This window comes from Butyrivibrio fibrisolvens, assembly GCF_023206215.1.
GTDB lineage: Bacteria > Bacillota > Clostridia > Lachnospirales > Lachnospiraceae > Butyrivibrio > Butyrivibrio fibrisolvens_C.
This window is the reverse complement of record NZ_CP065800.1, coordinates 1,333,856-1,349,035: the sequence shown is the minus strand read 5'-3', so window position 1 is coordinate 1,349,035 and position 15,180 is coordinate 1,333,856. Positions and strand designations below refer to the sequence as shown.

Genomic DNA, 15,180 nt, shown 5'->3' with positions numbered 1-15,180 from the left:
TCATCATTATGCAATCTTCCACCAATCAGTCTAACTAGTCTTATTGTTTGACACAAATTAAGGAATAATCTAACATTCAAACATTAATTCCATTATTATATACATATGAATTATTTAATACCAGCAGAGCCAACGTTAGTAACAAAGTTCTTTCAAATATCCAATACTATCTACTGTCAATTCCAGAATGTTTATGTAGCAGTTTCTTGAACTTCATTTTTTTGTGTTGAACATTCGCATAACAAAAACTTAAACGAGAAAATAATGTTAAACATGACTACTTATCCAACTTTTTCTCCTTAGCAATATAAATCGGTCTATTCTTGACCTCCATATAAATCCTAGCCAGATACTCCCCAATAACCCCAAGAAGCAAGATAATCACGCCTCCAAGAAATAGCAACAGTAATATAATAGTAGTCGTATCCTGCCATGGGCGAGTACCTGTAACAGACATGATATACAATCTAATTGCATATACAAATGATATACCTATTACAAGAAATCCCAAATATATAACAGCTCTTAGAGGTGTGGTTGCAAATGCAATAATACCGGTCTTAGCATAATTCCACAATCCTCTATAATTCCACTTACTATCGCCCTCTACGCGTTCTACGTTCTCGTACTCAATCCACTTAGATCTAAAGCCTATCCAAGAATAGATACCCTTGATAAAACGCTCGTGCTCTCTCATAGATACAATAGCTTCAGCGACCTGCTTTTTCATAAGTCTGTAATCAGTCATGCCAGGAGCCAGCTTCATGCCTGTAGCCCAATTAATCACTTTATAGAAAGCGTTAGACATAAAATTACGAACTTTAGATTCCTTCTCCCTCTTAACTCTCCTAGCTGTAGCACAGTCATAACCTTCATCTTCAATTGCATGTAGCATCTCCACCAGCAGATGCGGTGGATGCTGAAGATCGGCATCCATAAGAGCCACATAGTCACCATCTACATTCTCAAGACCTGCATATATAGCAGACTCCTTACCAAAATTTCTGGCAAAAGAGATATACCTTACATGACTATTATCGCTATTAGAAAGCCCTACTATATGCTCTAAAGTATCGTCCTGACTTCCATCATCTATATAAAGAATGCTCCAATCAAAACCACTTAGTTCGCTTTCAAAAAGCTTCTTTAGAGCCTTATATATAAGGTCAACACATTTTGATTCATTAAAACAAGGAATAACTATATCTATCTTCTTCCTGTCCATCATCTCTCTCCATACTCACTTACCGTCTTGACATAAGCCTGTGGAAGTCCCACATCATAAGATTTACCGTCTATTACAAGTCCCATCATACCACTTGATGATCTTGTCTGTTCAAGTGCTGTTGTAAGCTGTATCTCATTATTCTCTAATAAATTATTCTTTATATTCTTCTCAAGATTCTCAAAGACTTCCGGTGTAAGAATATACTGTCCGAAGACCGCATAATAGTTCTCTTCGGATTCTCTTGTTGCCACGTTAAGATATTCCCTAGCATAGTCAACAGTAGGCTTTTCCTTGATCTCATCAAGTTTCAGAAACCTTTGATCGCTATTTTCCCACTGGCCATGCATGATACCATAGTGAACTACTTCTTCAGGATCAACTGTATGCATGCTTATCATAGGCATTCCGCAGTTCTCATAAGCATCAATCATCTGCTGCATGCAGTTCTGTGAAGTATTAGATCTATAAATCATATCCCCAAGAAGAAGCAGAACCGGTTCTCCATTAGTAAACTCTCTGCACTGATATACTGCATGACCAAAACCTTTTCTCTCCTTTTGGTATACATAGGTTATTCTACGTGCAAGACTCATCAGTAGATTCTGATAATACTTCTTATCATCAGATAGCTTGTCATAATTTTCTGATGATAGTCTAGCAAAAAACATATCGTATAGCGGACGCTCTTCCTCACCTATTACTAAGCAAATATCCTCGATATCAGCTTCTACAAGCTGTTCAAGCAGTATCAATAGTACAGGTTTTAATATTCCATCTGTATCAAGAATTGGGAAGAAATCCTTCTTAATAGCTTTAGTAGCAGGGAATAATCTTGTGCCAAATCCTGCAACAGGTATAATAGCCTTTCTTACAGCCTTCTTAGGCTTTAATGTAAGAGGAAAGCCTTCCATATTCTTTTCATTCTTAAGATATTCTATTATCTTCTTCTGACTCTCTTCATCCTTTGCAAGGAACTGAACTGTTCCATCACCCTGCGAGCCAACACCTTTTGCACCATAAGATAAACTTCTAATTGCTTCATCTTCTAATATCTCATGAAGAACAGGTGCTGTAAGCTGTTCTGGACAAGCTGGTGCGACTTTCTTGTCAAAATTATGCTGGAAATCAATCATTACCTGACCAAGAGCTTTGACATCACCTTTTTCAATAGCCTGACAAGCCCTGTCTATAAAAACAACATTGTCTCTGCCTAGCGCTTCCTGAACACTATTCTCAGTGTCATTCTGAGCAAACGGGAAGCACTTATTAAGATCTGCAAGTATCTTAACAGTGTCTTTGCCTGCATTAAGATTAGCTACTACAAAATATAACGGTGACTTAACAGTAAGAGTCTTGACACTTACTTCTGTTCCGTCAAAAAACATCCTAACGGGATTAACACCATATGCACAGGCCTGATCTAATCTACCGCATCTCGAAGGGGTTCTCTGCTCTCCATTATAGGCAATTCGCATTTCTCCCATAGTATTAAGATGAAGATTGTACATCCTGTTAAACGCCCTGGCTACAAGAACACAAATAGCAGCGCTACTTGAAAGACCGCTCTTGATCGGAAGATCCATCTTGGTGATTGTGATCTTAAGCCCTTCTACGTGATAGTTCTCATTCACATAAGATGCTACTCCAGCAACATAGGAGAAGAAGCCACCATTATAGGCAACTTCCAGTAGTTTATCGGTATCCATATCACAAGATAGGGACTCCCCATGATACATAGGAAGAGGGCTTTCAACTATAAATTTATCTGACTTCTCTACAGTTGCATATATTCCCTGCTCAATACCTGTAACAATTGCCTGACCAGGTACTATATCAGCATTAGTCATTCTATGAATGCCTGCCCAGTCGCTATGTTCACCGATAATACATAAACGTCCAGGAACAAAAAGATTAATTTTATTTTTATTCATAATAATTCCTTTCGAAAAAAATAGATGTTCAGATATAATTACTGAACATCTAGATTATAGCATACATTTAGTATTCGTTGACGTAAGCTTCAAATCCTCAGAGTAGAAAAAAGGATTTCTTCTTTGTTAATGGGATCATTCGACTACACCTTTAAAGTACTCTATTGTTTTAATAAGACCTTCTCGAAGCGGGATCGTAGGCTCCCATGTAAGTTCCTTCTGCGCCAATGAAATATCAGGTTTTCTCTGAGTCGGATCATCCATAGGCAGATCCATATAAATTAGTTTAGACTTAGAACCGGTAAGATCTATAACCATCTCTGCAAGCTGCTTAATAGTAAATTCTCCCGGATTACCGATATTAACAGGACCTGTAAATCCTTCTCTACTATTCATCAATCTGACCATTCCTTCAATCAGATCATCTACATAGCAGAAACTTCTAGTCTGACTTCCATCACCATAGATAGTTATATCTTCTCCCTTAAGAGCCTGCACGATAAAGTTAGATACAACTCTACCATCGCCTATATCCATCCTAGGACCATATGTATTGAATATTCTCATAACTTTAATATCAACACCATGCTGTCTATGATAATCAAAGAATAAAGTTTCTGCTACTCTCTTTCCTTCATCATAACAAGAACGAGGTCCTATAGTATTAACGCATCCTCTGTAACTTTCGGGCTGTGGATTACACTCTGGATCTCCATACACTTCCGATGTAGAAGACTGAAGTATCCTTGCGCCTGTACGCTTAGCAAGACCTAATGCATTAAAAGCTCCATAAATTGATGTTTTTGTAGTATATATCGGGTCTCTCTGATACTGAATAGGACTTGCCGGACATGCAAGATTGTATATCTGGTCACATTCTACAAATACCGGCTGTATCACGTCATGTCGTATAAATTCAAAGTACGGATTATCCAGCAGATGTCTGATGTTATCTTTACTTCCGGTAAATAAGTTATCAACGCAGATAACGTCATTACCATCTTTTAATAATCTGTCACATAGGTGCGATCCTAGAAATCCTGCTCCACCTGTTACTAATACTCTTTTTTTCGCATATCAATCCTCTGTTTATAATTTATTCAAAACATATAATGAAACAAATAGCAAATAACTTGTATATTATAACACAACAATCATACAACTTCACCCATTTTCAATTATTGCTATTTTTCTCTATAGCTATATTAAGATTACGAGTAAAGTAACAATTATCATTCTACTAAAAATCAAGCAAAACCAATATAATATCAAGCTTTTTTCAATTTTTTCTCTCATTTTGACTGCCAAGAGTTGTAATTATCGCGGAAGTTCACATTATTCCAGTTCTAAGATAAGATACATTACAAACACTCATTTGACGAGTTGATAAAATCGTTAGATACCAAAGCTACAAAAGATTACATTGCTGCTGAAGCATACTCGATGATAACTAAGATAATGCATCTAGATAACGGCTTTGACGACCTGTCAAACACAGACTGTAAAAAGCATTGTCAGCTTGTTCTTAAGGACAAAATCGATGCCTATTTTTAGTGGGTAAAACTCAAGTACAGTCAAGTCACCCATAATAGCACCATCGATAAAGCTCTGGCTTACAGCATAAATCAGGAAAAATTTCATCGCAGGTTTTTGACTATAAATATCAAGCAAATTTTTATATCGTGGTAATGTCTTTTTACATTCTGGCCGATGGAAGAATCCCTATGGACAATAAACCAGCAAACAGGCTATACGCGCCTTCACCATCGTCAGAAAGAATTTCGTACTAATAAAGTCTGATAACGTAGCAAAAGCAAGTGCCATGATATTCAGCATTGCTGAACAACTAAAGCTAATGCCATAAACACCTACGAATACTTCAACCTCTTACTATCAGAGATTCCAAAACATTAGGATGATAAAGATACTAAGTACCTAGATGTCCTTCTTCCCTGGTCAAAAAATGTCCAAGACAAATGCCCAAGCAGATTTAAAAAGTCTTAAATTTTCAATGTGCATATATATGTATCCAAATTCCTGCAGCAATGCGGGGATTTTTGATATCAGGTACTCATGGATGAGGACTTACGGTATAATTACGCGCGAACGCAGAATGAAGCTAATAACGCTATTACTTAAAGGGCTATACTTAAGGCGTAACTCCATCTCTGTGATGATTATCTTATGTTATCTAACGTTAGTTCTCATCATGATACTAAACACTACATAGGAAAAAAGAATCTACACGTATTATCGACTTCAAAAAAGACTAAATATATCCGTCTTGGAGCATAGCAATTCACTGTAGCTTATGAAGAAAGTTCTTCAAACTCTAAAAATTCATAGCTTCATTTTTTATTACGTTAATATCTTTCTCTATAACAGTAATAATCACATGAACTTGTATTATTTATCATAATCTGCTCTTTTATGCAAAGCGAACATTGCCATTTAATAACGATAAGTTCCTACTTTTGTTTTAGCCAAATATATCGAACAACCTTTATAAATAATGTTCTTGGCAATAAGTTGAAAATACTCATAATTCTATATATTACGATAGTTTTAAAATTGACATGTGAATAAATTTCAATCCCCGTTTCTTTCCATTTACTCTTATCAATATAATATTTCCATTTTTCTTTTATCCATCCTCTGCTTTCGTACAGCCAGGGAGAAAGAATAAAAGTTCCTGAAATGAGATGAATAATTGTGGGATTGATCTAGCAACTTCATATATATTCCTATTATAATAATCCCCATCTTTCAAATCACGATAGTAACAGAACTCATTATAGCTAAATGGGAGTTGGTTCATAATAAAATTATATTTTAAATCGAGCTTTTTAATGTATTTTTTTTCATATAAAGCTTCGGCAAATACTAGTTGGTCTCCTGTATACCATTCCCTATCATCGATTCTGTTTACTGCTTCGCGAAATAGCCATTCAATGTTATATCGTTTATATTTTTCGAGGTCAAATAAAAGTACTCCCGTATTATACTCTACAACACCATCTGCATGATGATTTTTTTCTGTTGGAAATTCCTTCACTGCCCCCACAGGGCAGCCATCTAAATCAGTATAATATAATTCCTTTAGTGAATCTAAAACCAAAGTATCTGCATCTATAACCAAAATCCTATCTAAATATTCTCCATCAAGCAATTCATCTATTCCGAACAGTTTGTAATAGCACATGTATGACCCCTTAAACGTTTTCATGTGCCAATCTTTCAATTTGCTTTCTAATTCATCTGTGAATACGACATTTAGTTGCTTACTGTCCATACCATATTCCGATATGATAGTATAAAATCTATTAATCGTATCATCTGAAAAATCATTCGTTCTAATAAATATATGAATTTCTTTTAGTATATCCTGGTTAGAATCCAGTAATGATAAAAGCGAACAAACCAGTTTCGGTGAATATGCCTCATTAGAACAATACAATATATTATACTTCATTAGTTTCTTGTTTGATATTAATAAAAAATATCATACTTCCCTTTCATTTTTCTGTATTTTTATTTATTCTTTTTCATTTCTACTATTATTTTCTTCCATACATGAAATACTTCTGTCCTGGAAAAGAATAATAAATAACCAACTAGAGTGCAAGAAATACTAATTATCCCACTTAAAACAAACGATTCAACACTTGATCCTTCTACAACAAAACCCACAATCATCTTTGAGATAACTGCTAAAAACAAATTAATGCAACTGTACAAAATCATTTCCATTATATATTTCCATCCATTCAAATGAAAATAATTATGAAAAATAATATATGTCTCCCAAGGAATTTCTATTATAACTATAGTTATAATAGAAGCAAAAACAACACCGCTTATTCCAATTTTTGCAACAAGAGCAATATCTAATGCAAAATTTACAATCATAGCAATATATGGTTTGAGCTTATCATCTTCCCACATCCCCCCAGCATTCTTAAATAAAGTTGTTGTTTTTCTAAGCTGTGAAATATAAAAATAAATACATATAATTATATAAAGATTGCTAGAATCAATCAGTTGTGGCATCCATAGCCTCATGAATATCTGATATGTAGACAGCATGACTATGCTAATAATTCCACCAAGACAACTGCTCATCCAAAACATACATCTAAATCTACTATAATTATCACTACTTTTCTCTATAGCTATAGCATTACCGATACTAGCCTGAACTGCTTGATATATAACATCAGCAATCATCATAGCTGCCGCAAACACATAAAAATAGTTCCCATATATTGCCACTGCAGTTAGTCCACACTGTGCTGATATTACAATACTATCAACACCATTAATTAGCTGCACATCTATTGTATGACCAATCATAGCTTTTGTACGGTTATAAATATCTTTTTTTTCTTTCAAAGATAGATGTTTTGCTACTTTCTCAAGCTTCAGAGCCTTGTTTCCTATTCGGATTCTTAATATTCCGCACAAAAACGCCTGTAAAGCAACAGACAATACATAAATATAATAGCTTCTAAATAATAAAATTCCTATAATCTGTATAATATAAGTACAGCCCCATGATATAATAGTAATTGAATAATTCAAATCATTTCTCTGGTACGCTGTAAAATAAATCCCTATCTCCGGAAACATAAAGTAAGCAACAGCCGATCCCATAGTAAATAGTATAAATAATAAATGTATATTTACATCACTTGGCGCCTCTGTTCCGACTATTCTATTTAAAAAAGGAAGAACCAGCATTCCACATATAATTATACCCAACCCTATGCATTGATATATTCGCTTAAGAAATATCATATATGAAGCAACAAGTTCTTCATCTCCATAAGCTGCAGGCTTATACAAAAAAAAGACTATCACTGATCCAAATCCAAGTTCTGCTAGATTCAGAACCTGCATAATTGACATATATACACTATTTAAACCAAGATATTCTGCCCCTAATATATTTGCCATTATCGTTCTAACCACAAAAGGAATAATAGTGACAAGAATAGATTGGATGAAACCAATTATTGTATTTCTTGCTGCATTTAATGCTCTATTATCTTTTAAATCACTATTAATATGCATGAAAATGTAAATCTCCAATCCTAGCTATCTGTTAACACATATCTCTGAGATAGCAAATTAATTATATTATTTCCTTAACTGGATAAGAAAATTTTGCATTTTCTGAATAAAATCAGGATTAATACTTAATATACCGCCTTTAAAGTACATCCATGCCATTTCAAAATCCGTCATTACTGGACGTTTTTCTAAGTCTAAATGGATCCCTAATCGTCTACATAATTCATACCCCTGTTTCATCCATTTTCCTTTTCTTACTCCCTCAATATAAGGAAACGCATATTCTTTTGTTCCAAGTAATGGCTGTAAGTTATCTCTCACATCAACTGATCCCTTTCTTTCAAAATCCCATGGGGTCCATTCAGATTTAATATATTTTTTTAAAAAGCTAACATCCCAGATTCCTGCCTGTGTTGAAAAGGAATATGCTGACCCTGGTTTATAAAAATCGAAACTGTGATTCTTCGTAAATGTCTTAGGCTTTAACATTTCTGACCAATGAAATCTGATATTAGCAGCTTTATAAAGCTTAACAAACTTTATATACTTCTCCACATCTTCATTCCTAACATAATCACATAGCAAATAATCATCCATAAATAACATCACATACGGAGTATCTGCCTTTTGTACGCCTGCCATCAACATTTCATACCATGTTGAATCTAATACTACAACTTCGTCAAATAATGCCACTTCTGTATTAGATTCATACTTGTCAGTTAAAAGAATCAACTTATAATTACAATCATTCCAATACCTCTGAAATAATGCAGAGAATATATCCCACATATCACTATTTCTATAACATGAATAAATCAATATACTTAAATCTTTACTTTTTCCATTCACGAGTTTTTACCTTTGCGTTTTTATTTTTTTATCTTATCTTTGCTACCATATGCAACAAATGCAGGTGTAATATGACACAGTTTTAATATATAATTGTAAATAATCTCAATAGCACAATAAAAAGCTAAAACGCAATGCCAAAGATACGCACTATTTCTTCTAGAAATAGCATATGGAACACTATGAATAAAAGGAATTACAAAAGAAAGTGCATATGGAATAAATATATATTTTTTAAATTTACCCTGTTTTTGAAAATTCTGACGTCCGCTGAATACTTCCTTACCCTTCTCTGTATAATGAATATTATTACATATTCTCCATTTTAACTTATTAAAATATCTGCTTATTTTATCCGCAGAATAATGTGCCAAAGGAGTGTTCTTAACAAAAATAGTTTTATGTTCTCCTTTGCCACACATAATATAAAATGAATGATAGAGTATAGCTATATTATTTCTACAATCTGGAATCACGTTATCGAAATATTCCGATCTCATCATTATTCCACCACATCCACCCTCAATCAATGGAAAATGGTTATTGATATCGCAATCAAATACTAGGTATTTATCATTATCGCAAACAACACTATAGTATTTACGTATAATACTTTCATAAAATCTATAATCTTTAGGAAAGTTATATAAAAAGAATGAAAACGGATCACCACAATCAGAAATATATCCACTAATGGCTGGATAATCCTCCGGTCTTTTATACCCACTACAAACTGCAACTTTACAATCTGGCTGTTCTTCAAAAGCAATAACCGTATTCATTATTGCTTCAGGATTTTCAACAACCTCATCACTATCAACAAATAAAATAAAGTCTCCCTTGGCATGTTGCATTCCCAGTATCTTTGCATTTCCCTGTTCTATTTTTGGGTTGTCAATAATTATACAATCATATTTTTTTGCTATATCTCTGGTTGAATCATTGGACATTCCATCCATAATCAATATCTCAATTTTATCTTGAGGGTAAGTCTGCTTTCTTAATGCCTGTAAAGTCTTTCCCAAAACCTTCTCAGAGTTATATGTTGCAATAATAACTGAAACCTTTTTTTCAATCATCTTTTTTAACCTTCCTACAATTTAAACATTTCAATAGCCATTTTTCGTTTGAACCAAATTTGAATAATAATATTCCATCGCTCCAAAATGTACAATTTTTTTCAGAAAAAGTACCTGTCTGGTTATATGCATCACAAAATTCATCTTCACTTATATCATGACCATTATCTCTAAAATACCCCATAGTATTTGGGCGAATAGTAATAATTGAAAAGGATGCTACAAATATCTTATTCTCAGTCAGAACTCAATCTACATATCATTTGTACTATCTCATCTCGATTGTGATTCCAGCTAAATCTTTTTACATATGCTAATGCTTTATGCTGTATATCAGTATATCTATTTGCATTCTCAATAGTATCAAGCATAAGCTTAGCTAGATCAGAAGGGTTATTACTATCACACATATATCCCGCATTGCCAAAGTCCACCGCATCTCTAGCTCCGGGGCTGTTATATACAATACTCGGAGTCCCTCTGGCAGCTGCCTCTGACACTATGATTCCCCATCCTTCTCTTATTGAAGGAAATAGAAGTGCCTTAGACTTTTCTATAAGCCTAAGCTTCTCTTCTTCTGATACGAAGCCACATATTATGATATCACAATTATCGTTATTTCCAATTGTCAGATTATACTTTTGTGATATTTTAAAATCTCTATGATAACCCATATGCAAAGTCTCATGCTATATCATTGCGTACAGTATCGTCTCAGCTATTCCCATTATATGCGCCCTCACATATAATCGATAATCAGGAACAATACTATGAATATATTCTATGAGTCTTATCATATCTTCATTACTATAATAAATACTAATAGCAAGCTTAGGTTTATTTTTTATTATTGTTTCTTTAGCCCCGTGAAGAGCATCCCATTCTGCTCCTTCAATATCCATTTTTATAAAGTCGCACCTTCCACCAGCAATAACAGAATCTATCTTTCTTGATGGTACTTCTACTACTCCAATACCTTCATTCTCTGCCACATGACTACCTCCAGAATTGCTCTGCTCTTTTTAAAAAAGAGTACCATCTTTATCCGAACATGCAGCTTTCACAATATGTAAATCATGTTGCTATAACTATAGAAAAAAGGTCTCATAATAAAAAAGAAATGCTCCCACAAACATATTTATTATCGTCTATTGTATTCCAAAAAAGTATATACCCCTACTATTAGTATCTTCACATAACAAGATTATCAACTATCACTTACAAGGATTTTACTTCACTTTTATCATAATGATTTTCTTATTACTCTTATAATATGCTGAATAATTTATTCAAATACTTGTTATTCTCAAAAGCGACTCCAATTGCCATTGTAAAAACAAACACAACTAATACAGATATTATATATACAAACCAGTCATCATTATTCATATTTTTATATATAGCAATTATGAAAAAATGAAGTACATATATATAAATTGTACTTGCACCTACTTTGGTAAGTAATTTTAATTCTTTCTTTTCCTCAATATAACTAAAACATATTGGTAAAAAACACGCGCCCATAATTTTAAGGATAAAAATTGATAATGTTTTGATACCAGTACCTAAAGCATCAAGCATAGATAAATATCCTGTAGCCACTAAACACATATATCCCGAAATAAACATAGCAATTAAAATATACTTATTTCTTGATGCTATTATTCTATCCAAATAAATAAAACCCACAAGGAAAATTCCGTAATGAATACAAAACTTAGCCAACGTACTATTTAAAAAAGGACTTGCTACACAGCACAAAGATAATAAAAGCATTATCATTTTGCTAATGAAATTTGGCAACTTAAATAAAAAGCTTGTGCAAATAATACACGCCCAAAGAAATGCTAAATACCATAATGCATTTGAAGAATAACAAAAACTATCTCCTAAAGACATACCATTAATAATCACGGTATATAAAGTCAATAGCAAAGTCCATATTAAATACGGAAATAATAATCGAATACTTTTAGTAATAATAACCTCTTTTAGAGTATGTTTCATATAACTTTTTGAAAACAGATATCCACTAATAATCAAGAAAGTTGGCACATGTAGTAGATAACATAAAGTGTCAATTATCCACTTCCCATCCCCAACATTTGTCATCTCAATCATATGCCCCATGATTACAAAGAATATTGCCAAGGCTTTTGAGTAATCTGCATATTTAACTTTAGTCATAGCATCCTTTTCTCAGTCAGAATTTATTCTGCAGAACATTCTTTCTATCTCATCTCGATTGTGGTTCCAGCTAAATCTTTTTACATATGCTAATGCTTTATGTTGTATATCAGCATATCTGTTTGAACTTTCCAAAGTATCCAGCATCAGCTCAGCTAAATTCGAAGGGTTATTACTATCGCACATATACCCAGCATTACCAAAGTCCACCGCATCTCTGGCTCCAGGGCTGTTATATACAATACTCGGAGTCCCTCTGGCAGCCGCCTCTGACACTATGATTCCCCATCCTTCTCTTATTGAAGGAAATAGAAGTGCCTTAGACTTTTCCATAAGCCTAAGCTTCTCTTCTTCTGATACGAAGCCACATATTATGATATCACAATTATCGTTATTTCCAATTGTCAGATTATACTTTTGTGATATAGGAGCTATTATTTCGTCTATAAATGCCTGATCTTTCTTGCCAACTATTCTAAGTTTTGCATCAGGATATTTCTTATGTACCATACCAAGAGCTTCTATAGCTGCATCTATGCCTTTATACTTAGAATATCTCCCAACATAGATGAAATCTCTATTTGATACCTTATTATCATCAACTTCATCTTTTATTATCTTAGGGTCAACTGCATTGTATGCCAGATATATTTTATTAGGATCAAAGCCTAGTTCTACCAATTCCTGCTTAGTTGATTCGGATACTGTTATAGTATAGTCATGTCGATTAAGTCTTAATGAGAAGATCTCAAGCGTTTTCCCTATTATATTCAAAGGGAATCCTGCGTTGATATCCCATATCTCTCTTGTTAACTGGTGGATATAGAATATCCTCTTTCTCTTAGGAACCCAGAGCCGTGTGAAGAAGTTATGGGTATTACACTGATTAATAACATAATCAATTGTCTTTCGATTCTTCCTATAGTAACAAAAAGCATGGAATATTACCGTGATGATATTGCCTTTTCTGATATATGTAATATTCTCATCAACTTCATTATCAGGAACCCCATCATAATGAGGAGCAAAACTAATAAATTTATAGTTCTGCTCCTTAAGACATTTCATTAGATTGTATGTATGAACTTCCGCTCCGCCGCTTTTGGGTGAACGTATATCTCGCCATGATAGGGCTAATATTGTCTTAGTTTTCATACTTTATCGCTTTCTTTCGCATGTTGAGATCTAAATCTACCTTCTCATTTATCTATAAACATTATTAAGCAATGATATAATAACATCATATTTTATAAATTCATAAGCTTATTCAATAATATTGCTACTTTACTGATATTCATTTTTTTATATAGAATATTAAAAAGAAGTTTGTCATAAGTATAGAATCCTATCGTTCCTGTTGCGATAATTATAAAAGTAATAACTATCATTGCAATTGGTAACAAACCTGTTTTATACCAATAACTAATGTGAAATATATTTTCCCATAATCTATAATCAGGATAGCGATAAAATACCGGTACACTATGAATAATATAAATAACTCCTGTAGATTTAGCTATATATGAAAAAACTTTGAAGTATCACACTTCTTCCCTTTAAAATAGAAAAACAACGAAAACGAGCATAAAAATGCCAGCAAAGCTTCATAATGACTACTGTAATAATTACCTAAATACTTTATTATTATCCCACAATTATTGCCTATTCCGACCAAATAATCTCCTGTAAATATAAGTATTATTATAAAAGCATAAGATAATACTGCAATTAATAACCAAACCTTATTATTTATCGAAAACTCTTCATATGCCTTTATATGCCCCATAATAATCAAAATGATACACATTATACGCAAGAAATCTAAACCATTATTCCTACTGTTTATACACGTTTTCTTCATACTAATCACCACAATTCATGAGATTATTATACTCAAGTATTACTGCTTCTATTATTTTTTGCATACTGCAGATTCATTCTTATGAAAACTACGCCCCCTATATTTAGCAAAGCTATCACCAATGTCATTACCACATATACTATAAAGCGTTCAACGCTTTGTTCTATGTTGACCGTTTTGATTACGCCCCCCCACAACCCAATGCCAAGTATAAATTGGTATGCTTAACTTGCCTAAAAAAGCTGCGATATTAGCCAAAGCCTTATTATTTAATAATGGGTAATCAAATACAATCATCATCATAAATAAAATCAATATGACCCGCGGCATACTAAATCCAATCCCTACAACAATTATAGGAATTATCATACATGTAAATTAAACGATTCTCTTAATCTTACTATCAATTATAGAATCAATCATATATCTGATATTATATAGAAAAGCACCAATAATCAGACCAACCATAACTCGAGACAGATCACCAAAATCCGATCTGTACGTCACCTCAAGATAGCCATACCTTAGGCAGGCACTGATAAAAGCTATAATAATAAGTGTATATCTATCAAGCAGCTGTAATATTAACAAAAACAATGGAAAGCAAATAAGCATAGCTGACAACTGCCATAGTGGTGCATTATCATTAATTCCATATGCCGCTCCCAATAGAAGTAATTCAGTAGGCAAATTTGTCATACACGCTAAAAATGTTTTTATTCCATCAGAGTATATTATCGTATAGTTATGAACTAAATAAGATACGACTGTCACAGGTATAGTATATGAAAGTAGTTTCGAAAATTTTTTCAAAGTATATATAATAGAGTTTTTTGAGCATTCGGGCATATTCCTATTAATAGCATCACTATAACAATGCTTAGCAGAATAAAAACCCGTCACAAACAAGAAAAATTCTACAAATATATCACCTTCAGTGTTGAGCGACAGATTCATCTCCTTTAAGAT

Annotated in this window: 10 protein-coding genes and 2 pseudogenes; all 12 read right to left on the bottom strand. The window is 33.2% G+C overall.

Annotated features, from left to right (window positions below; translation table 11 throughout):
- Window positions 1-277: 277 nt before the first annotated feature.
- Entirely contained in the window at window positions 278-1,225 is a 948-nt protein-coding gene (locus I7804_RS05475) for a glycosyltransferase family 2 protein (protein WP_248405353.1), read from the bottom strand.
- Window positions 1,225-3,159, bottom strand: coding sequence for a sugar phosphate nucleotidyltransferase (locus I7804_RS05470; protein ID WP_248405351.1), 1,935 nt, complete (start codon window positions 3,157-3,159; stop codon window positions 1,225-1,227). The genes I7804_RS05475 and I7804_RS05470 overlap by 1 nt, the downstream gene beginning before the upstream one ends.
- A 135-nt stretch (window positions 3,160-3,294) precedes the next feature.
- Window positions 3,295-4,209: pseudogene (locus I7804_RS05465) on the bottom strand (UDP-glucuronic acid decarboxylase family protein); the annotation flags it as partial.
- 1,594 nt (window positions 4,210-5,803) lie between these two features.
- Window positions 5,804-6,631 (bottom strand): glycosyltransferase family 8 protein, encoded by an 828-nt coding sequence (locus I7804_RS05460; protein WP_248405350.1) that lies wholly within the window; start codon window positions 6,629-6,631, stop codon window positions 5,804-5,806.
- 59 nt (window positions 6,632-6,690) lie between these two features.
- The gene (locus I7804_RS05455) at window positions 6,691-8,232 is read right to left on the bottom strand and encodes a lipopolysaccharide biosynthesis protein (protein ID WP_248405349.1); all 1,542 of its coding nucleotides are present in this window, start codon (window positions 8,230-8,232) and stop codon (window positions 6,691-6,693) included.
- A gap of 66 nt (window positions 8,233-8,298) precedes the next feature.
- On the bottom strand, window positions 8,299-9,084 hold the full coding sequence (locus I7804_RS05450; protein WP_248405348.1) for a hypothetical protein: 786 nt from the start codon (window positions 9,082-9,084) through the stop codon (window positions 8,299-8,301).
- Window positions 9,085-9,104: 20 nt separating this feature from the next.
- A complete protein-coding gene (locus I7804_RS05445) occupies window positions 9,105-10,163 on the bottom strand; it encodes a glycosyltransferase (protein WP_248405347.1) in 1,059 nt (352 codons plus the stop codon).
- A complete protein-coding gene (locus tag I7804_RS05440; RefSeq protein ID WP_248405346.1) occupies window positions 10,156-10,347 on the bottom strand; it encodes a hypothetical protein in 192 nt (63 codons plus the stop codon). The genes I7804_RS05445 and I7804_RS05440 overlap by 8 nt, the downstream gene beginning before the upstream one ends.
- Before the next feature lie 52 nt (window positions 10,348-10,399).
- A complete protein-coding gene (locus I7804_RS05435) occupies window positions 10,400-10,837 on the bottom strand; it encodes a glycosyltransferase family 4 protein (protein ID WP_248405345.1) in 438 nt (145 codons plus the stop codon).
- Window positions 10,838-10,852: 15 nt separating this feature from the next.
- Window positions 10,853-11,170 (bottom strand): annotated as a pseudogene (locus I7804_RS05430) (FkbM family methyltransferase); the annotation flags it as partial.
- A 259-nt stretch (window positions 11,171-11,429) separates the two neighbouring features.
- Entirely contained in the window at window positions 11,430-12,350 is a 921-nt protein-coding gene (locus tag I7804_RS05425; RefSeq protein WP_248405343.1) for an acyltransferase family protein, read from the bottom strand.
- A 12-nt stretch (window positions 12,351-12,362) separates the two neighbouring features.
- Entirely contained in the window at window positions 12,363-13,505 is a 1,143-nt protein-coding gene (locus I7804_RS05420; protein WP_282570489.1) for a glycosyltransferase family 4 protein, read from the bottom strand.
- Window positions 13,506-15,180 lie beyond the last annotated feature (1,675 nt).

What these genes read in the sequence shown, in the direction of transcription:
- I7804_RS05445 (WP_248405347.1), bottom strand. Translation starts at nt 10,163, where the DNA reads ATGATTGAAAAAAAGGTTTCAGTTATTATTGCAACATATAACTCTGAG.
- I7804_RS05440 (WP_248405346.1), bottom strand. Translation starts at nt 10,347, where the DNA reads ATGGGGTATTTTAGAGATAATGGTCATGATATAAGTGAAGATGAATTT.
- I7804_RS05455 (WP_248405349.1), bottom strand. Translation starts at nt 8,232, where the DNA reads ATGCATATTAATAGTGATTTAAAAGATAATAGAGCATTAAATGCAGCA.
- I7804_RS05475 (WP_248405353.1), bottom strand. Translation starts at nt 1,225, where the DNA reads ATGGACAGGAAGAAGATAGATATAGTTATTCCTTGTTTTAATGAATCA.
- I7804_RS05435 (WP_248405345.1), bottom strand. Translation starts at nt 10,837, where the DNA reads ATGGGTTATCATAGAGATTTTAAAATATCACAAAAGTATAATCTGACA.
- I7804_RS05470 (WP_248405351.1), bottom strand. Translation starts at nt 3,159, where the DNA reads ATGAATAAAAATAAAATTAATCTTTTTGTTCCTGGACGTTTATGTATT.
- I7804_RS05460 (WP_248405350.1), bottom strand. Translation starts at nt 6,631, where the DNA reads ATGAAGTATAATATATTGTATTGTTCTAATGAGGCATATTCACCGAAA.
- I7804_RS05420 (WP_282570489.1), bottom strand. Translation starts at nt 13,505, where the DNA reads ATGAAAACTAAGACAATATTAGCCCTATCATGGCGAGATATACGTTCA.
- I7804_RS05425 (WP_248405343.1), bottom strand. Translation starts at nt 12,350, where the DNA reads ATGACTAAAGTTAAATATGCAGATTACTCAAAAGCCTTGGCAATATTC.